Annotated in this window: 23 protein-coding genes and 1 tRNA gene; 16 read left to right on the forward strand and 8 right to left on the reverse strand. The window is 73.0% G+C overall.

Translation table 11 applies throughout. The features are described from left to right. Nucleotides 1–9: 9 nt before the first annotated feature. Entirely contained in the window at nt 10–858 is an 849-nt protein-coding gene (locus ACVCAH_RS18665) for a MurR/RpiR family transcriptional regulator (RefSeq protein ID WP_447137435.1), read from the reverse strand. 228 nt (nt 859–1,086) lie between these two features. Between ACVCAH_RS18665 and ACVCAH_RS18670 the strand changes: the two genes are divergently transcribed. From ACVCAH_RS18670 to ACVCAH_RS18695, 6 genes are all read left to right on the forward strand, one after another. After that, a complete protein-coding gene (locus tag ACVCAH_RS18670; RefSeq protein ID WP_447137436.1) occupies nt 1,087–2,322 on the forward strand; it encodes a hypothetical protein in 1,236 nt (411 codons plus the stop codon). A 62-nt stretch (nt 2,323–2,384) separates the two neighbouring features. Continuing rightward, nucleotides 2,385–3,524 carry a glycosyltransferase gene (locus ACVCAH_RS18675; protein WP_447137437.1) on the forward strand — a complete coding sequence of 380 codons (1,140 nt, stop codon included), beginning with the start codon at nt 2,385–2,387 and terminating at the stop codon, nt 3,522–3,524. Further along, entirely contained in the window at nt 3,511–4,623 is a 1,113-nt protein-coding gene (locus ACVCAH_RS18680; protein ID WP_447137438.1) for a glycosyltransferase, read from the forward strand. The genes ACVCAH_RS18675 and ACVCAH_RS18680 overlap by 14 nt, the downstream gene beginning before the upstream one ends. A 3-nt stretch (nt 4,624–4,626) precedes the next feature. Next, nucleotides 4,627–5,805: a glycosyltransferase gene (locus ACVCAH_RS18685; RefSeq protein ID WP_447137439.1), complete on the forward strand. Its 1,179-nt coding sequence runs from the start codon at nt 4,627–4,629 to the stop codon at nt 5,803–5,805. Beyond that, nucleotides 5,802–7,925: a hypothetical protein gene (locus tag ACVCAH_RS18690; RefSeq protein ID WP_447137440.1), complete on the forward strand. Its 2,124-nt coding sequence runs from the start codon at nt 5,802–5,804 to the stop codon at nt 7,923–7,925. Before ACVCAH_RS18685 ends, ACVCAH_RS18690 begins: the two co-directional genes overlap by 4 nt. 2 nt (nt 7,926–7,927) lie before the next feature. Continuing rightward, complete coding sequence (locus ACVCAH_RS18695; protein ID WP_447137441.1) at nt 7,928–9,169, forward strand: hypothetical protein; 1,242 nt, start codon at nt 7,928–7,930, stop codon at nt 9,167–9,169. Between the two features lie 19 nt (nt 9,170–9,188). Here the strand turns inward: ACVCAH_RS18695 and ACVCAH_RS18700 are convergent, their stop codons facing one another. From ACVCAH_RS18700 to ACVCAH_RS18710, 3 genes are all read right to left on the reverse strand, one after another. Continuing rightward, entirely contained in the window at nt 9,189–10,562 is a 1,374-nt protein-coding gene (locus ACVCAH_RS18700; protein WP_447137442.1) for a glycosyl hydrolase family 28-related protein, read from the reverse strand. A gap of 93 nt (nt 10,563–10,655) precedes the next feature. Beyond that, the gene (locus ACVCAH_RS18705) at nt 10,656–12,152 is read right to left on the reverse strand and encodes a sugar transferase (protein WP_447137443.1); all 1,497 of its coding nucleotides are present in this window, start codon (nt 12,150–12,152) and stop codon (nt 10,656–10,658) included. Between the two features lie 124 nt (nt 12,153–12,276). Continuing rightward, nucleotides 12,277–13,353 (reverse strand): LCP family protein, encoded by a 1,077-nt coding sequence (locus ACVCAH_RS18710; protein WP_447137444.1) that lies wholly within the window; start codon nt 13,351–13,353, stop codon nt 12,277–12,279. Between the two features lie 119 nt (nt 13,354–13,472). Between ACVCAH_RS18710 and ACVCAH_RS18715 the strand changes: the two genes are divergently transcribed. The 3 genes from ACVCAH_RS18715 (at nt 13,473) to ACVCAH_RS18725 (ending at nt 15,540) form a co-directional block, all read left to right on the forward strand. Further along, nucleotides 13,473–14,306, forward strand: coding sequence for a class I SAM-dependent methyltransferase (locus tag ACVCAH_RS18715; RefSeq protein WP_447137445.1), 834 nt, complete (start codon nt 13,473–13,475; stop codon nt 14,304–14,306). Nucleotides 14,307–14,310: 4 nt separating this feature from the next. Beyond that, nucleotides 14,311–15,129, forward strand: a complete 819-nt coding sequence (locus ACVCAH_RS18720; RefSeq protein ID WP_447137446.1) for an MOSC domain-containing protein — start codon at nt 14,311–14,313, stop codon at nt 15,127–15,129. 93 nt (nt 15,130–15,222) lie between these two features. Further along, on the forward strand, nt 15,223–15,540 hold the full coding sequence (locus ACVCAH_RS18725; RefSeq protein ID WP_447137447.1) for a hypothetical protein: 318 nt from the start codon (nt 15,223–15,225) through the stop codon (nt 15,538–15,540). Between the two features lie 48 nt (nt 15,541–15,588). Here the strand turns inward: ACVCAH_RS18725 and ACVCAH_RS18730 are convergent, their stop codons facing one another. Then, nucleotides 15,589–16,548 (reverse strand): helix-turn-helix transcriptional regulator, encoded by a 960-nt coding sequence (locus tag ACVCAH_RS18730; protein WP_447137448.1) that lies wholly within the window; start codon nt 16,546–16,548, stop codon nt 15,589–15,591. A 61-nt stretch (nt 16,549–16,609) separates the two neighbouring features. Between ACVCAH_RS18730 and ACVCAH_RS18735 the strand changes: the two genes are divergently transcribed. After that, the gene (locus tag ACVCAH_RS18735; protein WP_447137449.1) at nt 16,610–17,194 is read left to right on the forward strand and encodes a DinB family protein; all 585 of its coding nucleotides are present in this window, start codon (nt 16,610–16,612) and stop codon (nt 17,192–17,194) included. Between the two features lies 1 nt (nt 17,195). Then, a complete protein-coding gene (locus ACVCAH_RS18740) occupies nt 17,196–17,633 on the forward strand; it encodes a VOC family protein (protein WP_447137450.1) in 438 nt (145 codons plus the stop codon). A gap of 74 nt (nt 17,634–17,707) precedes the next feature. On the opposite strand, the gene ACVCAH_RS18745 is transcribed toward ACVCAH_RS18740, so the two are convergent. Continuing rightward, entirely contained in the window at nt 17,708–18,253 is a 546-nt protein-coding gene (locus ACVCAH_RS18745) for an N-acetyltransferase family protein (protein ID WP_447137451.1), read from the reverse strand. Nucleotides 18,254–18,373: 120 nt separating this feature from the next. Then, nucleotides 18,374–18,457, reverse strand: a tRNA-Leu gene (locus tag ACVCAH_RS18750). Between the two features lie 758 nt (nt 18,458–19,215). Here ACVCAH_RS18750 and ACVCAH_RS18755 point away from each other — a divergent pair. Beyond that, complete coding sequence (locus tag ACVCAH_RS18755; RefSeq protein WP_447137452.1) at nt 19,216–19,374, forward strand: hypothetical protein; 159 nt, start codon at nt 19,216–19,218, stop codon at nt 19,372–19,374. An 18-nt stretch (nt 19,375–19,392) separates the two neighbouring features. Here ACVCAH_RS18755 and bcp read toward each other — a convergent pair whose 3' ends face one another. Continuing rightward, nucleotides 19,393–19,869, reverse strand: coding sequence for a thioredoxin-dependent thiol peroxidase (gene bcp / locus ACVCAH_RS18760; protein WP_447137453.1), 477 nt, complete (start codon nt 19,867–19,869; stop codon nt 19,393–19,395). A gap of 217 nt (nt 19,870–20,086) precedes the next feature. Here bcp and ACVCAH_RS18765 point away from each other — a divergent pair, with 217 nt between their 5' ends. From ACVCAH_RS18765 to ACVCAH_RS18780, 4 genes are read left to right on the forward strand one after another with little or no spacing between them, the layout of a single operon-like run. After that, the gene (locus tag ACVCAH_RS18765) at nt 20,087–20,803 is read left to right on the forward strand and encodes an energy-coupling factor ABC transporter permease (protein WP_447137454.1); all 717 of its coding nucleotides are present in this window, start codon (nt 20,087–20,089) and stop codon (nt 20,801–20,803) included. Then, nucleotides 20,800–21,192 (forward strand): PDGLE domain-containing protein, encoded by a 393-nt coding sequence (locus tag ACVCAH_RS18770; protein WP_447137455.1) that lies wholly within the window; start codon nt 20,800–20,802, stop codon nt 21,190–21,192. Before ACVCAH_RS18765 ends, ACVCAH_RS18770 begins: the two co-directional genes overlap by 4 nt. A gap of 14 nt (nt 21,193–21,206) precedes the next feature. Then, on the forward strand, nt 21,207–21,977 hold the full coding sequence (gene cbiQ / locus ACVCAH_RS18775) for a cobalt ECF transporter T component CbiQ (protein ID WP_447137456.1): 771 nt from the start codon (nt 21,207–21,209) through the stop codon (nt 21,975–21,977). After that, nucleotides 21,974–22,738, forward strand: coding sequence for an energy-coupling factor ABC transporter ATP-binding protein (locus ACVCAH_RS18780; RefSeq protein ID WP_447137457.1), 765 nt, complete (start codon nt 21,974–21,976; stop codon nt 22,736–22,738). The genes cbiQ and ACVCAH_RS18780 overlap by 4 nt, the downstream gene beginning before the upstream one ends. Nucleotides 22,739–22,740: the final 2 nt, after the last annotated feature.

Consider the following 22,740-nt stretch of genomic DNA (forward strand, 5'->3'; position numbering starts at 1 on the left):
CGGTCTCCTCTAGAGGAACAACTGACGGCGGGCGGCGGACGCCTCGAACGCCTCCAGCCGGCGCTGGGTCTCGGCCGGTGCGGCGTCGCAGATCGCCTGGAGCAGCACCATGGCCAGCGTCATCGGGGCGGTGTGCAGGTCGAACACGAGTTGCGCGCCGACCGCGGCGGGCAGCACCACGTCGGCGTGCTCGGCGGCCGGACTGACCGGCGAGTCGGTGATCGCCACCACGCGCAGGCCGGCGGCCCGGGCCTCGCGCAGCGCGTCCAGGGTCTCCCGGGGGTAGCGGGGGAGCACGAAGGCCAGCAGGGCGGTGGCCCCGGCCGCGGCGGCCTGCTCCAGGCGGTCGGTGAGCAGGCTGCCGCCGTCGTCGAGCACCCGCACGTCGGGGTGCACCTTGGCGGCGAAGTAGGCGAAGTACGCGGCCAGCGGCGCGGCGGCCCGCAGGCCGAGCACCGGCAGCGGGCGGCTGGCGGCCAGCAACCGGCCGCTCTCGGCGATCCGGTCCCGGTCGGCGAGCTGCCCGGCGAGCCGGTCCAGGTTGCCGATCTCGGCGCGGACCGCCTGCTGGAGTTCGTTGCCGGCGCCGTCCGCCCCGGCGGGGGTGGTGGCGGTCAGTTCGCGCAGCCGGCGGCGCAGCGCCGGGTAGCCGTCGTGGCCGAGCGCGACCGCGAACCGGGTGACCGACGGCTGGCTGACCCCGGCCAGCTCGGCCACCTCGGCCGCCGACAGGTAGGCCGCCGCCGGCGCGTGCTGGACCAGGCAGTGCGCGATCCGGCGCTGGGTGGGGGTGAGCCGGACCCCGTGGAACAGGTCCAGCACCTGCTCGCCGGGGGCGACGGCAGTTCCCTCATTCATGACGTGACTCTATGCATAAAAACTTTCACAAGCAAGCGCCGGCTCGGGTGGTTGCCGACGTGCGCCGCGCACCGCATCGCCGGCCAGGTGCGGGTCGCCGGGTTGCTTCCACAGTGCAATAACGGTTGGAGCGCGCCGTCTCGAACTGTGTCGGGCCGGCGACGGGCGGGCGGAGGGCTGAGCGTCGGCTCTGTAGGATCCGCACGGCGGTTCAGTAGAGGAGTAGGCATGCAGCCGGTTGGCCCGTACAGGTTCACCCATGTGCTGGGCGGGTCCACGGTCGGAAAGGCGTGGGCCGCCATCGACGAGCAGGGCCGGTTCGTGACGGTTGCCGTGCTGGAGGGCGCGGCGGCCGGTGACGCGCGCTGGCGGGAGGCGTTCGCCGCGATGGCGGACTCCCTCGCGCAGACGTCGGGCGGCCAGCCCTACGCGTACGCGGACTTCGCGGCGGACACGCCGTGGGTGGCGTACCCGGCCGAGGCCGGGCCGGGGGCGGAGAAACTGCTCCGCGCGCTCGGCGCGGACTACCAGCCGGTGCCCACCGAGGTGGAGAGCCAGCGGCCCGTTTCCGGCCTGCCGCATCCCACGCCGCCGCAGCCGACCTCCGGAGCGCCGGTCATGCCGTGGGCGATTCAGGTCGGCCCGGTGTCCGCCCAGCCGGTGTCCGCGCATCCTGTCTCGGCCCAGCCGGTGTCGGCCGGTCCGGCCTCGGGCACGCCCGTCTCGCCGGTCCCGCGCTCCGCGTCACCGACCGACGCGCCCGTGTCGGAGCCGCCGCAGACCGCGTACGACTCGTTCACCGCGACCGGCCGGCGGATCGCCCCGGTGCGGTCGGAGCCGAAGCGACGCGGCTGGATCTGGATCGCCGCCGGCGCGTTGGTGCTCACGCTGGTCGCCGGCACCGCGGGATACGCCCTTGGCATGGGTGCTGACGCGGACGAGCCGGCCTCCGCCTCGTCGTCCAGCGCCTCCCTGCCAGCGTTCGAGGCGACACAGTTCTCCATCAACAAGGCCAAGTTCGAGGGTGAACTGGCTCCGCTGGCCGAGCCGTGGCTGACTCGGATCGGCGGCTGCGCGGCTGACAGCGAGGTGGGTGGCCCGAAGCTGCCGGCCGACGAGGAGCGCCACGTCTTCTGCCGCTATGGCGGCGCGTCCCTGCATTTCGCGCTCTACCCAGCAAAGGCACAGAAGGACGCCGCCCGCGCGTACCGCCAGCAACTCAACCTCGCCGGCGGTGCCCTGGCGCCGGGCCTGCGCGAGGCGACCCGCGCGACCGGCGGCGTCACCGGTGCGTCCGGCAGCTACGTCGAGTACGCGTTCAAGGGCGAGGACGGTCGGACGATCTGCGGCATCTGGTGGGACCGCGACGACGTCGAAGGTGCGTTCTACGTCGAGACGCTCTGCGAGGCCGGCATCGCCGGCAACTGGGACGCCCTGCGCGACTTGTGGCGCCGCAACAGCTGACCGGGTCTGGCCAGCGCCCGCCGGCACATCCACCCATGAACCTTCGATCTAAGCGAGACAACATGACATCCCTCGACGGCATCCAACCGGCTGCCCAGCCGACGGTACGACCACCGTTGCTCGGCGACCGATCGGTGGCGATGGTGCACGAGTGGTTCGGCGCGACCGGCGGCTCGGAGAACGTGTTCCTGGCCATCGCGGACCTCGTGCCGCACGCTCGGCGGATCGTGCTCTGGGCTGACGAGGACGTCGAGGTCGAGCGGCTGGGCCTCCACGAGAGCTGGCTCGCCCGGACTCCGTTGCGCCGCAGCAAGGCTCTGGCCCTGCCGTTGATGCCGCTCGCCTGGCGGACCGTCGGCGACGAGGAGTACGACGTGGTCATCTCCTCCAGCCACGCGTTCGCACACACCGTCCGGCTCGGCCCGCCGGAGCGTACCCGGCACCTGAGTTACATCCACTCGCCCGCCCGTTACGTCTGGAGCCCCGACTTCGACGGCCGTGGTTCGGGGGCGCTGCTCAGCGGGCCGCGCCGCGTCCTACAGGCGGTGGACGTGCGGATGAGCCGGCACGTGCACGCCTACGCCGCCAACTCCCGCGAGGTCCAGAAGCGCATCCAGCGGTTCTGGAAGCGCGACGCCGCGGTAATCCACCCGCCGGTGGACGTTGACTTCTTCGACGGAACCGACGTGCGGTCCGCCGCGCCGCGCGACTACCTGCTGGGCGTCGGGCGGTGGATCCCGTACAAGAACTTCGACCTCATGATCGAGGTGGCCGCCGAGGCGGGGCTTCCCCTGACGATCGCCGGTTCCGGGCCGGAGGAGGCACGGCTGCGGCGTGCAGCCGCCGACGCCGGCGTGCCGGTCACGTTCGAGGTTCGACCGACCCGCGAGCGGCTGCGGGAACTGTATGCCGGCGCCCGGGCGCTGCTGTTTCCCGCGCACGAGGACTTCGGCATCATCCCCGTCGAGGCGCAGGCCTGCGGGACCCCCGTCATCGGCGTCAACAGCGGCGGGCTGCTGGAGACCGTGATGGACGGCGAGACCGGGTTCCTGGTCGGCTCGATGCGGCCGGCGGACCACGCCGCCGCGGTGCGCCGGGTGGACGAACTGTCCGCGGCGCGGATCCGCGAGCACGCCACGTCCTTCTCGACGCAGCGATTCGCCGCGCGGATGGCGGAGTGGATCGCGTATGAGACCCGCTGACGCGACCACGGTAATCGACTGCAGCGGAGTGGGGCCCGGCGGCATCACCCGGGTGCTCACCGAGATCACGCGGCACTGGCCCGGCGGGGGCCGCCTCCGGCTGGTCGCCGTCCCGCCCGGGTGGGAGCCCCCAGGCGGAACGGCCGTGGACGTGGAGGTGGTGAGCCAGCAGGCCGGTGACCGCGCCCGCGCCGTCGCATCCGCCACGACCACCCTGCGGAAGGTGACCAACGGGGTACGGGACGACTCGACCACCGTGCTGTCGCTGAGCCCGTCGATGGCCATCCTGGGCAGCCAGTTGGCGGTCGTGACCGTCGTCCACGACGTTGCGTTCAAGCTCTGGCCTCGCGACCTGTCGGCCACTGTGCGCCAGTACCGCCGGGCCAGCTACGGCACCGCGATCAACCGGTCCCGGCGCCTGCTGTGCGTCAGCGCCCGAACCCGGCACGACCTGCTTGGCCTCTACGGGGTGCCGGAGGAGCGCACGGTCGTCTGGCACCCGGGCAGCGACGTCCGCCTCGTAGCCGGCGGCCCCCCGGCGCGGGTACTCGCCGGCACCGGCGGCCGCCCGTACCTGGTGGTCGCCGGACACGCCCCGCACAAGGGGGTCGAGTTGGCGGTCGGGGCACTGCCCGACCTTCCCGGCCACGCGCTCGTGGTGCTCACCGGCGGGCAACGGGTCGAGCGGTTCGAGGAAGCCGTGGCCGCGTCCCCGGCGGCTGACCGGGTGCTCCTGCTCGACCGGCTCTCCGACGAGGACTACGCCGCCACGATCGCCGGCGCCGCCGCCTTCCTCATGCCGAGCCATTTCGAGGGGTACGGGCTGCCAGCGGCCGAGGCGCTGCGGCTGGGCACCCCGACGGTGATTTCACCCGACCCCGCCCTGTACGAGGCGACCGACGGCCGGGCCGTGCGCATGACGACCTGGACGGCGGCCGCGCTGGTGCGGGCGGTTTCCGAGGCGACCGGCGGGCCCCGGCCGGCCGCCGGCACGACGGGGCGGTCGTGGCGGGAGGCGACGCTGCACCTCGCCGACCTGCTGGCCGCCGACCCCACCCTCCCGGCGCCGGCCACCCCCTCGATCGGAAGGCAGGTCTGAGTCGTGCGGATCGCCATGGTCCACTCGTCGTTCGCCATCCGGGGCGGCGCGGAACAGTACGTCCGGGACCTCTCCAACGCGCTGCGGCAGCGCGGCCACGAGGTACGGGTCTTCAGCCGTCCCTCGCCGCACAGCCTGCCGGACGACGCGCCGGTCCCGCCCCGGGTGGCGGCCCGGCTGGCCCGACCCGGCACGCGTGCCGCCAAGGTCCTGACCCACCTCGGCGACCTGGTCGACCCGACCGGGTTGGCCGTCGACTCGCTGCGAGCCTTCGCGCCCGACGTGGTGCACGTCCACAACTGGCAGGGCCTCGGTGCGCTGCCGGTGGCGAGGCTCGCCCGGACCTGGCCGACCTGCCACACCGTCCACGACTACGCCCTCTGCGACCCGAACAACAGCCTCGCCAACCACGGGCGATCGGCGACGGTCGACCGGCTCCTCGGGCTGCGGTCGGCCTGGCTGGTCCGGCGACTGCGCGAGGTCTCGATGCTGTGGCCGGCGGCGCGGACGAGGGAGATCGCCCAGCGTCACCTGCCGGCCGGTCACCGGCTCGGGGGGATCGTCGTACCGCTGGCGGTGCCGGCTGACGACGCACCCGTGTCCTGGCCGGCCGGTGACCAGACGGTGTTCCTCTTCCTTGGGGCGCTGAGCGAACACAAGGGGATCGACCTGCTGCTCGACGCGTGGCGGAAGGTCGCCGGCGAGGGGAACGCCACGCTGCTCGTCGGCGGCGACGGGCCGCGGCGGGCGGCCGTCGAGGAGGCGGCGCGGCAGTTGCCGGGGCTGCACTACCTGGGCTTTCTGGACGCGGCGGGCAAGGAGGCGGCGATGGGGCGTGCGGGTTGGCTCGTGTTCCCCAGCCAGTGGGCCGAGAACTTCCCGATCTCGTGCGTGGAGGCGCTGCGGGCCGGCCGCCCGATCGTCACCAGCTCCGTGGCGCGGCCGCCGATGGCGTCGGACACGTCGGTGCGGGTCTTCGACACCGCGGCGGATCTGGCGGCGCTGCTGCGCCACGCGGCCCGGATGCCCCGATCGGAGTACGCCGCGAGCGCCGCTTCCGCCGCCGCGGACGGGCGCGAGATGGACTGGGACCGGCACGTCGATGCGGTGGTCGACGCCTACGTGGCCCTGCGCCGGAGGGACGGAGTGAGCCATCGACCCGCCGGAGCGACTCGACGATGACGTCCGGCGCACGCTCCGCGGCCCCGAGCCGGTGGCGCGATCGGCGGCTCCTGATCGCCGCCGCGGTCGCGCTTCCGGTGGCCGTCGCGGCGTGCGCCGTCGTCGGGCTTCCACCTCTGCTGCCGGCGTTCCTCGCCGCGCTCGGCTTGCTCGCCGTCCGCCCGGTGCCGGGCTTGGCGTACGTCTTCGTCGTGCTGAACGCCCCTCTGGGGCTGCGCTTCGCCGGAGTGGAGGGCCTGGTCGGGGACGCCTTCGGTGGCCGGGACTACGCGCTCGGGCTCTCCGCCGCCGCGGTGACCGGCGTGCACGCCCTGCGTACGGCGGTGCGCGGTCGATGGAGCCACGAACAGCTCATCGCCGGCGTGGTGGTGCTGGTCGTCCTCGGCGTGTGGAGCCTCATCGGCGTCGCGCACCACGGCCCGCCGCAGACCGTCGCCGGGCTCCGTCTGACGGTGATGCCGCTGCTCCTGCTGCTGGTCATGATGGCGCTGCCCCGGCCCGACGCCGTCCGCATGGTGACCGTCGCCGCCTGGCTCATGATGGCGAACGCGGCGGCCACGGTGGCTGAGCTGATCATCGGACCGGCCCAGCTCGTTGAGTGGGGCTTCGAGGAGGGGCGGAACGTCCGCTACATCGGCGACACCTTCCGGGCTCCGGGTCTCACCGAGTTCAACGCGGAGCTGGGCATCCTCGCCGGTGCGTATCTGCTCGGTTACGTGACGCTGTGGTTGGCTCCGGGAGGCCGCCCCACCCGCTGGTCCTGGCATCTCGGCGCGGTCTGTGCCGTGGTGTGCCTGGCGCTCAGCACGAGCCGCTCCGGCGCCTTGCTCGTGGTGGGCGGAGTAATCGCGGGCGCCGTGGCCAACCGGTCCGGCAGCGCCGCCGCTCGACGCCGTGCGCGGCTGGTCGGCCTGGGCGTCATCGTCTGCGTCCTCGCGGGTTTCGTGGTGGTGGGTGCTACCGGGGCCCGGAGCCTCTTCCAGCGCTTCGAGATCTGGTCGGATCTGCTCGGCGGGGACCTGCCGCTCTGGGGCGGGGGGATCGGTGCGGCCGGGGCCGCCACCGTTTCCCGCGTCGCCGGTGGCGCGCAGATTTTCGTGGACAACTACTTCGTCAGCGTGGCCCTCCAGTACGGGCTGCCGATGATGGTCGTGCTCGTCGCCGCCGTCGGCTACCTGCTCTTCTGGCTGTGGCGCCGCAGCGCGACGCGTCCGTCCGCGGTGCTCCACGTGGCCGTCCTGGCCGGTCTCTCCGGCGCGTGTCTCGTGGTGGAGGCCTGGGAATACCTGGGCGCGATGATGGGCCTGGCCATCTTCGTGGGCTATGGACGCCACCTCGACGCCGACAAGGACTCGCACGAGGTCCCCGCCGACCCGCGGACCGCCGGCCAGATCGACGCCGAGACCGTAGTGCTGCGGCCGCGGCGACCCGCGACGGACGCACCGACGGTCGTGATTCCCCGGGCCGCCCAGGCATTGCCGCCGCCGGCTGCTCGGCCCCCCTGGCCCGGTGCCACGCCTGGGCCGCCGGCGCCGTCCGCTGTCCCTCCTGAGCATCCGCCCGCAGCTGCTCGGCCCTACCCGCCCTCCGCAGAGCCGCGCCGGCGCCCGGCCGAGGAACCGCGGTGGCAACCAGGCGACGAGACGCAGTGGCAGTTGCCTGCCGAGTCGCGCCGCTCGCCGGCAGAACAGCCGCGCCGGCGTTCGGCTGGCGAGCCGTACGGGCAGCCGCAGTGGCCGCCGGCGGCCGAGCCGCGCCGTCCGTCGGTCGAGCCGCCGCGTCGGCGTTCGGCCACCGGGCCGTACCGGCCTCCGTCGGAGGATCCGTACCGGCTTCCGGCTGCCGACCCGTACCGGCACGCGGCGGAGCAGCCGGGTCGACGCTCGGGCACCGAGGCGTACGGGCCGCCGACCGAACAAGGGCGTTGGCGTCCGCCGGCGGACTCACGCCGGCGTCCGGCCGAGGAATGGCGCCGGCCCGTGGCCGAGGAACCGCACCTGCCACCGGCCGAGCCGCCGCGCCGGCGCCGGGCCACCCCACCGCCCCTCGACGGTGACACCGACATCCATCCCCCGGCCCGCCCGGCCTTCGGGCCCCCGGACACCCCCAGAAGGCGATGATTGTGCGCGTCCTCATCTCCACGGCGGCGCGACTGCAACGGTCACAGGTGTCCGTGCAGGCGCTCACCCGCTTGTCCAGCATCTCGCTGTTTCTGCTCGCCTCGTGGGCCGACGGTGACCGGCTGGCTCTGGTGGCCCTCCAGGGCACACTGCTCGCCGTCCCGTACACGTTGATGGAGGCGCTGGTCGGCCGGCCCCTCTCGGCCGGCGTGGTGCCGCTCGCGTGGAACGTCGAGAGCTGGGCCAAGCGGGTCGCGGCGTTGACCATGCTGCCGGTGGGCGTCGTGGCCTTCCTGTCCGTCTCCGTCGCTCTGCCGGACAGCAGCCTCACCGACCGCCTGTTCGTGATCGCGCCGGTGCTCCTGCAACTGCCCGTGGAGGCGCTGTTCTGGGCGTGCGCCCGCACCCGTGGGCCGGCACGCGCCAACCGTCTTCCCCAGCTCACGGCCATCGGGACGCTAGTGGCTGGAGCTGCGTTCGTCGCATTGGAGGTGCGCGTAGACATCGCCGCGCTGCCGGCACAGATGGCGGTGCTGGCCTGGGTGCTGCTGCGGCCGCGCACCGGCTCCGGAGGCCGGGCCCGTCCCGGGGTGCGGGCCAGCCTCTCGGTCGGCGCGGTGTACTGCATCGCGGCGCTGGTCGACCTTTCGTACACCGTGGCTCTGCCCTCGGTGGCGGGTGCGGTCGCCGGGCAGACCGCGGTGGTGGTGCTGCGGGCGCTCGACCTCGCGTTCGGTCCGTTCCACGTGGTGCTGTCGGCGAGCACCCGCGAGGACATCGTGGCCGGCCGACGTGCCCGGTGGGTGACCGCTACCCGGGGCCTCACCCTCGTGGCCTGGCTTATCGTGACCGCGGTGGTCGTCGCCAGCGAGTGGGTCCGTGGGCTGCTCGCCGCCGACCTCGCCGCAGTCGCTGCCGCAGTGGTCGCCGGTTACTGCGCGTACAAGCTGCTGCTCACGGTGTCGACCTGGACGTCGGTGCGGCACATGATCCGGGCGCATCCCCGGCGGTACCTCGTCTCGGCCATCGGGTCCAGGGTCATCGCGTTCGGCGGCGTGGCCGTGGCGTTGGTGTGGGCCACCGAGTTCTCCGACCTGGTGATCCAGCTCGTGGTCTGCGAGGCGTTGGTCGGGTTGTGGTTCCTCGCCCGGATGCGGTCGACCCCGACCGACGGGGCCGGGCCGGAGGCACCCGACGCGGCGTCCGAGTCGCGGACGTCATCGGTATCGGCGGCGCCGGCCTGAGGGACCACCGCCGCAACCGTCACGGCTCGGTGGCCATCACCTGCACGGCGCCGTTGGGGAAGAGCGCGCACAACTGGGTACGGCCGCCGGCCTCACGAGCGAACAGGCGGACACTCCCATCCGCCGGGCGATCCGGCGTCGCCTGCACCCGAAGGTCGAACGCCGGCCGGACCACGAGGTTCTTTTCCGGGTCCCCCAGCCCTTGACTGATATCCACTTCGGTGGTGGGGGCCGGCCGGCCGATCCAACCGCGGCCGGTGCCGGGGATCCGCCGGCCGTCCTCGGCCAGGGCACCGGGTTGAGAGAGGCTTACCCGGACCGTCGAGCGGCCCCGGTCGGCGCCGAAGTCGACGGCGGCGGTCCCGCAGTTGACGATCTTGCTGTCGACGAGACAGCCGGACGGCTCCTCCGGCTGCGTACCGGGCACGAACTGCACGCCGATCTCGGCGTTCGGATGCGACTGGTTGTAGCCGAGGATGTATCCGCCGATCCAGCGGCAGTCGTTGCGGGAGATGCGGACGCCGACGCCGCCGTTGAGGTCGGCGTAGCAGTTAACGCAGCCGACGCTCGTTGCCGCGAGGTCGAACGAGACGTTCTGCCGGATGCCCCAGCCGTGACAGTTGACCATCTGGGTACCCATGGCGTCGCCCGTGATGCGGAAGCCGGCACCGGCGTTCTCGAACGCCACACAGTTGAGGAACATCGAGTCGTGCGGGCCCTGGAAGTTCACGCCGTGGCCGTCGTTGCCATGCGTCCGTACCGCGGACAGCCGGGACTCCATCTGGTGTGAGGGCGCGGGCAGCGAAGCCGTCGGCCCCCACTCGCTGACGATGCCGTCGTTGCGGCAGTTGTGGACGATCACCTCGGTCAGTTCGTAGCCGTACCCGTACAGGCGCAGCCCGTAGCCACCCTCTGGGTTCTCCCCCTTGTTGCCGTCGAGGGTGAGGTCGCGCACGCTGAACAGGCTGATGCCGGCGTCGGAGCGGGTGCCGCTGAGCCGCGCGAAGCCCTCCGATTCGAGAATGGCCGAGTTGGCGCCGGCCCGCAGTTTCAGGACCGTCGAGTCGCCACCCGCACCGCGCAGGTGCACCCGGGAGCGCAGGGTCAACCGGCGGGTCACGTACACCCCGGGCGGCAGGAAGACGATCCCGCCCCGGGCGCTCAACGCGTCCAGGGCCGCCTGGAGCGCGGCGGTGTCATCGGTGGCACCGTCACCCGTGGCGCCGTGGTCCCGGACGTTGACCACGGCGCCGTTGCCGGACGAGAGCCCGTTCGCAGCGGCGGCACCCCCGAGGGCCGCGGTGCCGAGCCCCGCGGCGACCGCGCTACCCCGTAGCAGGGCGGTCCGTCGGGTTACGGCGGCGTGCGGCCGCGCGCTGCCCTCGTGGGCCATGGCATCCTCCCCCGTGACACGTGGACGGACGATGATCCCACGTCGGGGCGACCGGCCGGACATGCGGTGTTCGGCTCGTGGCGTCGGCGCAGGTCAGCGCCCGCCGCCCCGGAACACCTCCGCGACGGTGCGCAGCAGCACCTTGACGTCCATCCAGGGGGACCAGTTCTCGATGTAGTAGTTGTCGAAGCGCGCCCGGTCCGAGATCGGGGTGTCCCCGCGCAAGCCGCTGACCTGGGCGAGCCCGGTGAGGCCGACCGGGACGCGGTGGCGCATGGCGTAGGCGGGGTACTCGGCCGAGAACTTCTGTACAAAGTACGGCCGTTCGGGGCGCGGCCCCACCACGCTCATCTCGCCGCGCACAATGTTCCACAGCTGAGGAAGCTCGTCCAGTGACGTCCGGCGCAGCACCCGGCCGACCGGACCGACGCGCGGGTCGTGGGCGATCGACCAGTTGGTCTGCGACTCCTGCTCGTTGACGGGCCGCATGGAGCGGAACTTGATGACGTTGAAGGGACGGCCGTGCCGGCCGATGCGCTCCTGGTAGAAGAAGATGCCCCGACCGCCCTCCAGAAACACGGCGATGGCGCAGAGCAGCATGACCGGGCTCAGCACGACGAGCGCGGCGGTCGCGAAGACCAGGTCGAACGCCCGCTTGAGTGCCCACCGAGGGCCGGAGAGGGTGGTGTCGCCGATCTTGACGATCGGGATCGCGCCGATGTGGTCCGGGTTTCCGGCGGTCGAGCGGGAACCCCACAACCGCGGCACGGCCCACAGGTCGCAGCTCGCGCTCCTGGGCTGCCGCAGGATCTCCATCAGGGTCGACTCCGTGCCGGCCGGGTCGGCGAGGATCAGCACGTCACAGTGCAGCAGACGGACCAACTGTTCGAGGTCGTCCAAGCTGCCCACGAGCGGCACCTGGCCGCTCGTGGCCGGCTTGCTGTCCACGCATCCGACGAACCGGAGACCGTACTGCGGATAGCGGCGAAGCAGGCGTGCCAGTTCCCCGCCGATCGGCCCGCTGCCGATCACGATGGCGTTGTGCTCCACCCACCGCCGGCGGCGCGCCGTGACGACGAGGGTGCGCGTCACCGCCCGGCCGACCAGGACCAGGCCCGCGGACAGCAGCACGCCGCGCATGAAGTTCCCGACGTGCGCGGCGGAGTCGTTGCGCATCGCGGCGACGATCGCCACGGCCGACGCTGCCGCGAGCAACCGCCCGCTGAGGCCGGGCAACTCGTCGAGGATGCTCAGGTGTCGCCGGGCCCGGTAGAGGCCGCCGACCGCGAAGAGCGCGACCGTCAGGGCCGCCATGCAGAGCGTCCCCCGCCAGTGGCGGTCGCTGAGCAGCAACGGTGTCAGCAGCGCGGCGACGTCCACAGGCGCCGCCACCATCCAGGCCCGCAGCGGCCGCGTCCGCTTGGACGCTCGCGAACTGGCGTACGGCAGGACGGTGGTGGTGTCCAGGCCGGGGTGCGTCCCGTCCCCCTCGTTGAACTTTTCTGTCTCGGCTGGATCGGAGTGCGCCGACGCCGGATGGTCACCGGGCGCGGCCGCGACAAGTCGCGTCGTCGCCGACTGGCTCGACATGGATGGTGTCCTTCCCCGTTATGCCTCGGCGGTGCAGGGGGGCGCCGGGCGCACGCAGGATACGACCGCGCGCCTCGCCGCCGCCATGTCCGACAGGGTGGAGACCGTTCCTACAAACCGGTGGTCAGGACTGCGTCCCCGATTCCAGGATCTCCGGGACCGAGTCCCGCCGGACGGCGTCGAAGAACGTCCGTGCCTTCGCGGTGTCCGCGAGTACCACACTCTCATTGCCCATCCGGCCGGTGCCCTTGGTCGGGCACGTGTAGAAGCCGAGGTTGCCGCTGCGCAGATGACGCAGCTCCATTGCCATGTCCATGACGGATAGCGACTTGTCCACCGAGACCGAGTCGGCGGTGGCCTTGAGGAAACCGTTCAGCTTGCCGGGATTGGCCAGCACCCCACCCGAGGAGGCTTTGTCCAGGATTGCCTTGATGACCTGCTGCTGGTGGCGGATCCGGCTGAAGTCCCCGTCGGCGAAGGCGTAGCGCTCGCGGGCGTAGTCCAGGGCGGCGGCCCCGTCGATGGTCTGGCGGCCGGCCCGGAAGGTCCTCCGGCCGTCGGGGTTCAGCGAGTGGGTCGAGGTGAAGCCCTGCTCGATCGTGATGTCGATGCCGCCGAGGGCGTCCACGATCTCCTTGAACCCCGCGAAATCCACCATCGCGACGTGGTTGATCCGGACGCCGGTGAACTTCTCCACGGTCTGGACCATCAACGGAACCCCGCCCCAGGCGAAGGCGGCGTTGATCTTCGCGTCCCGGCCGCCGCTCTTGCCGTCCTTCGACCGTGGCACCCGGACCCAGGTGTCCCGCGGGATCGAGATGAGTTGGGCGCTGGACCGGTCCTTCGGCAGGTGGGCGAGGATGATGGTGTCAGTACGCGAGCCGCTGCTGTTCTCCGGATCGCGCGAGTCGCTGCCGAGAATCATGATGTTCAGTGCGCCCTTGGCCACCGCCTGCGGGCGTTCCGCCTCCGGCACCCCGGTGAAGGCGTCAACCCGCTCGATGTCCGACTCGACCGACCGCAGGTAGAGCCCGCCGGCGATCGCGGTTCCCCCTCCGAGGAGCATGACCACCAGCAGGGTGATCAGGGCGAACTTCCGCCACCGGCGCCGCCGCGGACGCGGCTCCGTGGTCGGTTCCGGCGCTGACTGCTCGTCGAAGAACCGGGTCTCGGGCTCCGCGTATTCCTGGCCATGGCGCATGGCGCGATGCTACTGAGTCTGGTTCCGGCTCGCGTACCCACCGTTCGTGCCGATGAGTTCGCTTCGCGAAGGAAATGTTCCGTCTCCCGCTGTTTCCCTCCGCCTGGTAGAACCCTCCCGTGGACGCAACGAAGCTCCGACGGGCCATCGCCCGCACCCCGCTCGCCCCGGTCGCCGCCTTCCCCAAGCGGCTGGCCCGGGTCGCCCGCCACGACGCCAAGGTGCTCCGGACCTCGGCGCGCTGGCTGGTCACGTCGCGCGAACATCACAACTACACCTACGACCTGACCAAGCTGAGCCGCCACCACCTCACCTGGTTCGTCAGCGTGGTCTGCGACATTCCGGTCAAGCAGGTCCGCGCGTACCTGGACGAGATCGAGTCCGACGACCCGCTGCGGCAGCACATCCAGCAGGCCACCGCCGGCGCCGCGCGGCGCGGTCTCGCCGACAAGCAGGTCCGCTACGCCCGCCGGATTGGCTGGTACGCCATCGTCCGGGCCACCCGCCCCGCGCACGTGGTGGAGACCGGCGTCGACAAGGGGCTCGGCAGCTGCGTGCTCGCCGCCGCGCTGCTGCGCAACGCCGCCGAGGGGCACCCCGGCCGGGTCACCTCGCTCGACATCAACCCCGAGGCCGGCTACCTGGCCCGCACCGCACCCTGGTCCGACGTGGTCGACCTGGTGATCGGCGACTCGATCGCCTCGATCGCCGCGCTGGACCGGCCGGTGAACCTCTTCCTGCACGACAGCGACCACAGCCGGGCCCACGAGAAGCGCGAGTTCGAGGCCGTGGAGAGCAAGCTCGCCCCCGGTGCGATCCTGCTCACCGACAACGTCACCGCCACCAACGTCCTCGCCGAGCACGCCGAACGCACCGGCCGGCGGTTCCTCGCCTACCGGGAGACCCCGGCCAACCACTGGTACCCCGGGGACGGCATCGGCGTGGCATGGTGACCGGATGCGGCTGACCGCCATCCACACGTACCCGGTCAAGGGTTGTCACCGGCTCGACCACGACGACGCCCGCGTGCAGCCGTGGGGCCTGGCCGGCGACCGGCGCTGGATGGTGGTCGACGCCGACGGCGTCGGCGTCACCCAGCGGGAGACCACCCGCCTGGTCGCGCTGCACGCCACGCCCCGCGACGGCGGCCTGCTGCTGCGCGCCGAGGGTCGGCCCGACCTGGACGTGCCCGAGCCGGCCGGCGGCGAACCGGTCGCGGTGCGCACCTTCCGCAACCGGAAACTGCCGGTCCCCGCGCTGCCCGCCGGGCCGGCGGCCGACGGCTGGCTCGGCGCGCTGCTCGGCCGGCCGGTCCGGCTGGTCTGGCTGGCCGAGCCGACCCGGCACATCCCCGCGGCCGACCGGGAACACGACACCGGCGACCAGGTCAGCTTCGCCGACGCCTACCCGCTGCTGCTGGCCAGCACCGCCTCCCTCGCCACGCTCAACGACTGGCTCGCCGAGGCCGGCGAGGAGGCCGTGCCGATGACCCGGTTCCGGCCCAACCTGGTGGTCGACGGCGCGCCGGCCTGGGCCGAGGACGGCTGGGCCGGGCGAGGGCTGCGCATCGGCGGCGTCCGCTTCCGCGCCGCCGGGCCCTGCGACCGCTGCGTGGTCACCACCACCGACCAGGAGACCGGGGTACGCGGGAAGGAACCGCTGCGCACCCTCGGCCGGCACCGCAACGTCCAGCAGAAGCTCCTCTTCGGACTCCACCTCGTACCCGAGGAGACCGGCACGCTGGCCGTCGGCGACCCGGTGCGCGTCGACGGCTGACCGGCCGCCGGGCCGTCATCCGGTCAGGGGCTTGCCGGCCGCCCCCGCGGGATCGATGATGGCCGAAACGGCCACACCGACGAAGGAGTCGACATGCCGGTGATCCACCAACCCCGGGTGGCGTGGGACGCGGCCCGGGTGCTCGTCGGGGCGGTGGCCGACGACGCCGTCCTCGACCGCCTCGGCACCGGGCTCGGCGAGCTGCTCGGGCCCGGCTACGAACAGTCCCTGCGCGAGACCCGGGACCGGCTGCGCTGGAACACCGACGGCGACCGGCTGCTGGTCGAGGCCGGCCTGTGGCGGGTCCGGCTGGAGGACGCGCTGCGCACCCGCCCGGAGGTCGCCGAGCCGATCCGGCAGCTGACGGAGGCCTGCGCCCGGCTGCTGCGCGACCGCCAGCTCGCGGGTTAGCGGTTGCCGGGCAGGACCTTCCCGACGGTGTCGGGCAGGGACTGACCGTCAGCCGGTCCCGGCCATCGCCGCGAGGCGGCGGGCGAGCAGGGCGGCGGCCTCCCGCAGCTCCGGAGGCTCCAGCACCTCCGCCTCGAAACCCAGCCGGGCCACGTGCATGGCGAGCCAGTCCAGGCGCTCCCCGCCGACGACCAGCACGCACCACCCGTCGCGATCGTCCTCGACGCGCCCCACCTGGGGCGGCACCAGCTCCCGCACCCGGTCGGCGTGGGCGCGCACCCGCACCCGGGCGAGATACCGGTACGGCGACTCGGTCACCGACCGCTGCACGAAGGCGACCGGGTCCGGATGCTCCCTCGCCCGGAAGCGCCAGGTCGTCGCCACCACCTCGCGCATCCGGTCCAGCCGGAAGGTGCGCCAGTCGTCGCGGTCGACGTCCCGGGCCATCAGGTACCAGCGGCGGCCGGTGGTGACCATCCGCACCGGCTCGACCGTGCGCTCACGCTCCCCGCCGTCGCGGCCCGCGTACCGGAACCGCACCCGCACGGCGTCGCGACAGGCCCGCGCGAGCGTCACCAGCAGCTCCGCGTCGATCTCGACCCCGGGGCCGACAAGGGTCTCGGTGGCGCCGTGCACCGCCCGCACCTCGGCGCGCAGCCGGGCCGGCATCACCTGGTCGAGCTTCGCCAGCGCCCGCAGTGCCGCCTCGCCCGCCCCGGCGACCGTGCCCCCCGACGCCAGCCGCAGGGACACCGCCGTCGCGATCGCCTCCTCGTCGTCGAGGAGCAGCGGGGGCAGCCGGGTGCCCGCGCCGAGCTGGTAGCCGCCGCCGACGCCGGCCGTCGCGTGCACGGGATAGCCCAGCGCGCGCAGCCGCTCCACATCGCGGCGCACCGAGCGGTCGGTGACCCTGAGCTCGGCGGCCAACTCGGCGGCGGTCCAGGACGGCCGCCGCTGCAGCAGCCCCAGCAATCGCAGCACCCGCTCGGTCGTCGCCTCGACGGTCACCCGCTCATCGTTCCACAGATCACGGACCGATCCTGTCCGCTATCTGCGGGAGGCTCGAACCATGACCGACCAGACCTGGAATCCGCTGCTCCGGGACCAGCTCGTCTGGCACTGGACCAGACAGCTGCGCGATCGCCTCGGCGGACTCACCGACGACGAGTACTTCTGGGAGCCGGTGCCCGGCAGCTGGAGCGTGCGCCCGCGCGGCACCGGCGCCGCACCGGTGCAGGCCGGGTCCGGCGCGATGACCATCGATTTCGCGATGCCCGAGCCGGACCCGCCACCGTTCACGACGATCGCCTGGCGACTCGGGCACGTGATCGTCGGCGTGCTGGCGGTGCGTAACGCCGCGCACTTCGGTCGCGCCCCCACCGACTACCAGTCGTTCGAGTACGCCGAAACCGCGAGCGAGGCGCTGGCCCAGCTCGACACGGAGTACGCCACGTGGCTCGCCGGGGTCGAGTCCCTCGGCGAAACCGGCCTCGCCCGCCCGTGCGGGGAGGCGGAGGGACCGTACGCCGAGCGCCCCCTGGCGGCGCTGGTGCTGCACATCAACCGCGAACTGATCCACCATCTGGCCGAGGTGTGCCTGCTGCGCGACCTCCACCGGCACACTTACCAGCAGACCCGACGGGAGGCGAGCTGAGATGGCCCGCGACGTACAGATCACTTTCGACTGCGCCGACCCGGCCGGGTTGGCGGCGTTCTGGGCCGAGGCCCTCGGCTACCGGCTGCAGGATCCGCCCGGCGGCTTCGAGTCGTGGGAGCTGGCCCTGGACGCGATGGGCGTGCCGCCCGAGAGCCGCAACGACGCCTCGGCGCTGGTCGACCCGGAGGGCTCCGGGCCGCGGCTGTTCTTCCAGCGGGTGCCGGAGGGCAAGCAGGCCAAGAACCGCGTGCACCTCGATGTGCGGGCCGCCCCCGGGCTCGAGGGCGACGCGCGGATGGCGGCCCTGGAGGCGGAGGTCGACCGGCTGGTCACCCACGGCGCCACCCGGCTCAGCCGCCACGAGCCCGCTCCTCCGCTCGCCGCCGGTCACATCGTGATGGCCGACCCCGAGGGCAACGAGTTCTGCCTCGACTGATCAAGCCGCGCGGCCGGGCCGTCGCCCATCAGCACGGCCCGGCCGCTCGCGGCCGCCCCCGGGCCCGCCCCTGATCAGGCGGCGGGGCTCCGGTCGACCAGGTCCAGCCACATCAGGATCTCGTCGCGGTCGTCGCCGGGGGCGACGCGCAGCGCGCCGGGCAGCCGCCCGATCTCCCGGTAGCCGAGGCCCCGGTAGAACCGGTCCAGGCCGAGGCCGTCACGCAGCGTCACGTGCAGCGCCTCCCAGCCCAGCTCGCGGCCGAGCCGCTCGGCCTCGCGCATCAGCGCGGCACCGTATCCGCGGCCCTGGGTGTCCGGGTGGACCATCACCCGCTTCAGCACGCACCAGTGCGACTTCAGGTCGAACCGGTTGTCGCTGAAGATCAGCACGGCGACCAGTCGCTCGCCCGCGTACCCGATCAGCAGCCGGTCCGGGCCGTCGATGATGCCGGCGAACGCCGGATCGGCGGCGGCGCGGACCTCGGCCGCGGTCACCGGCGCTACGAAACCGACCGCACCGCCGGCGTTGCTGACGTCGACCCAGAGCGCGACGATCCGCTCGCGCAGCTCGGGGGTCAGCTCGGGGTCGAGGACGAAACGCAGACTCACGCCCGCCATCCTGGCCCGGCCGGTGCGCCGGTCGCCCGCGATCGTGACGCTCCCGACAGCACCGGCTCACGGCGTGGCCGGCGGGGATGTCGCTACTGCGACAGCCCTCCGGCCCGCAACCACCATCGGTGCGGAAGAGGGGACTTGAACCCCTACGCCCTCACGGACACAGGTTCCTAAGACCTGCGCGTCTGCCGATTCCGCCACTCCCGCCTGCGTCCGAGAGTCTAGAGCGTCTGGCCACGACGGTGTTGAGGCCTTCCTTCCGGAGGATGTTCGAGATCGTTCCGTGACTGACGCGGCATCCGCCCGGCAGATCGCGAAGCAGACGCGCCAGCGGCTTCGGCCCGAGTTCCGGGTGCGCGAGCGCTTGGCTGAGCACCATTTCCCGCTGCACGGTTGGCGACCGGACAGCGGGTCGTGGCGCGACCAGTCCGGCCTCGCGCAAGCGCTCACGGGCCTGATACAGATGGGCGCGGGAGCAGCCGAGATCGCGGGCGGCTGCCGTGATCGTCAGCTTCCCCGCGTCCACGCGCTCGAAGAGTTCGACAAGCTGCTGCTCTGCCAGGCCCGTTCGGGAGCCGGAACGGGTTCGCCGCCGAGCGGCCGGTCCAGGGGCGGCCTCGGCCGATCCACTCCCAGCCGGTACCCGTCGGTTGCGCCCGGCGTTGGTCGCGGTCTGGCAGTGGCAGTTCGGGCAGAGGATGCGCAGGTTCGGCGGGCGGTTGTCGAGAAAGTCGCCGTTGACGTGGTCGACGTGCAGGACGAGCGGCCGGCCCCGCCAGCTCGGCCCGATGCCGCACTCCTCGCACTCTTCGGGCGGGCCGATGGTGCCGAGGGCCCACTTCAGCCAAGTGCCGGGGGTGCGGCGGGATCCCTCGGGCAGGCGTACCAACAGCTGCGCGGAGGTGGTGCGCCGCTCGCCCCGGCGGCCGCGGGGGTGGGCGCTGCCCGTGAAGTGGAAGGTGTCGATGCCGAAGCGCTTGAGTTGGCGACTGATGTGCGCGTGCGAGCCACCGCTGACCCGTACGCCGAGCAGCCGCATCACCTCGGTGACGCTGCGCGCGACCGCCGCCGCGGCGGCCAGCGCCTCGGGGCTGTACTTGTACCGGACCACGTACGCACGGTAGTGGCCCGGTACGACAGCCTCAGTCCAGGCCGAGTTCCCGGCGCAGCTTGGCGACGTGCCCGGTGGCCTTGACGTTGTAGAGCGCGCGTTCGATCTTCCCGTCCGCGTCGATCACGAAGGTGGAGCGGATCACGCCGGTCACCGTGCGCCCGTACATCTGCTTCTCGCCGTAGGCGCCGTACGCGGTGAGCACGCTCTTGTCGGTGTCGGCGACCAGCGGGAAGGTGATGGCGTCGCGCTCGCGGAACTTCGCCAGCTTCTCCGGCTTGTCCGGGGAGATGCCGACCACCTCGTATCCGGCGGCCTGGAGCGAGGCGAGCGAGTCGCGGAAGTCGCAGGCCTGCTTGGTGCAGCCGGGCGTCATGGCTGCCGGGTAGGCGTACAGCACGACCTTGCGTCCGCGCAGGTCGGCCAGGGAGAGGGTGTCCCCGGTGTCGGTGGGGAGGCTGAACTCGGGCGCGGGGTCGCCGGGAGAGAGTCGCTCGGGCGCGGTCATGGCAGAGACCCTACCGCCGCCCGGCGCGACCGGGCTGCGGGCGGCGCGCCGGGCGTGGACGGCCGACCGGCCCCGGCGGTCCGCCGGCCGACCGACGCCCGCGACCGGCGATCGTGATCAAGACCATGGCTTGTTGCAAGATATTGGCAACAGCGAGGCAGGGGAAATAGGCTGAGCCCGCCGGCGTGGAGAGGCCCGCCGTCGCGTGGGAGGTCGCGTGGAAACCCTGGCGATGCACATCTCGAACGGGATCATCGACGGTCCCGTCGCCGCGGTGTTCGCGGCGGTAGCGCTGGCGGCGATGACGTTCTGCGTCCTGCGCGGCCGGCGCGACCTGGACGACCGGCTGGCCCCGATGGCCGGCCTCGTCGCTGCCTTCATCTTCGCCGTGCAGATGCTCAACTTCCCGATCTTCACCGCCGGCGTCAGCGGCCACCTGCTCGGCGGGGCGCTCGCCGCGATGCTGGTCGGCCCGTGGGTCGGCGCGCTCTGCGTGGCGGTGGTGCTGATCGTGCAGGCACTGGTCTTCGGTGACGGCGGCGTGGCCATGCTCGGGCTCAACATCACCAACATGGCGGTCCTCGGCACCGCCGCGGCGTACCTGCTGATCGCGCTGCTGCTGCGGGTGCTGCCCCGCACCCCGGGCGGTCTCGGCGTGACCGCCTTCGTCTCCGCCCTGGTCAGTGTGGTGGTCGCGTCGATGGGCTTCGTGTTCCAGTACTGGCTCGGCGGCACCACCGACCTGGGCGGCAATCTGGGCGGCCTGGCCGGCACGATGGCCGGCGTGCACCTGCTGATCGGCATCGGCGAGGGCCTGATCACCGCGACCACGGTGGTCACCGTCGCCAAGGTGCGACCCGATCTCGTCTACGCGCTGCGCGGGCTGCGGCCCGCGACCGCGCCCGCCGTCGCGGCCGTCGGAGGTGTCCGGTGAGGAAGCGTTCCTGGGGATTCGTCGTCGGCGGCCTGCTGGTGGCCCTGCTGCTCGCAGGGGTGGTGAGCAACTTCGCCTCGTCGCACCCGGACGGCCTGGACTCGTCGCTGCGCGAGGGCTGCACGTTCGACGCCGACGACAACATCACCGGCGGCAGCTGCCCCGCGCAGCGGGAGAAGGAGCACGAGGTCGGCGGCCCGCTGGCCGACTACGGCATCGCCGGCGTCGACAACGAGTTCCTCTCCACCGGCCTGTCCGGGGTGGTCGGCGTGCTGCTCACCTTCGCCGTGGCCGGCGGCGCGTTCTGGCTGGTCCGTCGCCGGGGCCCCGAGACCGCCGTCGAGGCCGGGGCCGCCGACGAGCGGCAGCGCGCCGGCACCGCCGGCTGAGCGGGGGTACCTCGATGGGCGCCGGGCACGCGCACGTGCTGTACCGGGAGTCCGGCTCCCCGGTGCACCGGCTGCCACCCGAGGTCAAGATCGTGGCGATGGTGGTCTTCACCCTCGCCGTGGTGGCCACCCCGCGCGCGGCGTTCTGGGCGTTCGGCGCGTACGCGCTGCTGGTCGCCGGGGTGGCCGCACTGGCCCGGGTGGGCCCGGGCTGGCTGCTCAGCCGGGCGCTGATCGAGCTGCCGTTCGTGCTGTTCGCGGTCGCGCTGCCGTTCCTCGGCGCAGGCGAGCGGGTGGAGGTGCTCGGCCTGCGCCTGTCCGAGGACGGCCTGTACGGGGCGTGGAACATCCTCGCCAAGGGCACTCTGGGCGTGCTGGCCTCGCTGCTGCTGGCCGCGACCACCACCACCCGGGACCTGATCGTCGGCCTGGACCGGCTGCACTGCCCGCAGATCCTCACCCAGATCGCCACGTTCATGCTGCGCTACCTGGACGTGCTGGTCGGCGAGGCCCGCCGGATGCGGGTGGCCCGGGTGTCCCGGGGCGACGACCCGCGCTTCCTGTGGCAGCTGCGCGGCTTCGCCGCCGGCGTCGGGGCGCTCTTCCTGCGCGCGTTCGAGCGTGGCGAGCGGGTCTACCTGGCGATGCTGTCGCGCGGCTACTCCGGGCGGATGCCGGCGGTGTGGCAGGGCGCGGGCGCGGCGACGGCCGGGCAGTGGCTGGCCGGGGCCACGGTGCCGGTGCTGGCGGCCGGCGTCGCCGCCACCGCCGTCGTGCTGACATGATCGGCGTCGTGCAGCCGACACCTCCCAGCCTGGACGTCCGTGGCGTGCGGTACGCGTACCCGGACGGGCACGTGGCCCTGCACGGGGTCGACCTGACCGTGCCGCGCGGCGAGCGGGTGGCGCTGCTCGGGCCGAACGGCGCCGGCAAGACCACCCTGGTGCTGCACCTCAACGGCATCCTCACCCCGACCCAGGGCAGCGTGAGCGTCGGCGGGCTGGCGGTGAGCCAGGACCGGGCCACCCTCGCCGAGGTGCGCCGGCGGGTGGGAATCGTCTTCCAGGACCCGGACGACCAGCTCTTCCTGCCCACCGTGGCGGAGGACGTGGCGTTCGGCCCGGCCAACCTGGGGCTGCGCGGGGCGGAGCTGGCCGCCCGGGTGGACGAGGCGCTCGCCGCGGTGGGGATGGCCGAGCACCGGGACCGGGCGCCGCACCACCTCTCCTTCGGGCAGCGCCGCCGGGTGGCGGTGGCCACCGTGCTCGCCATGCACCCGGAGATCCTGGTGCTCGACGAGCCCTCGTCCAACCTCGACCCGGCCGCCCGGAGGGAGCTGGCCGAGATCCTCCGCGGCCTGCCGGTGACCCTGCTGATGGTCACCCACGACCTGCCGTACGCGCTGGAACTCTGCGAGCGCTCGGTGATCCTGGACGGCGGCCGGATCGTCGCCGACGCCCCCACCCGCGACCTCCTGACGGACGCCGACCTCCTGACCCGCCACCGCCTCGAACTGCCCTACGGCTTCACCCCCACCCCGCGCTGACG

It is taken from the genome of Micromonospora sp. LZ34, assembly GCF_052981855.1.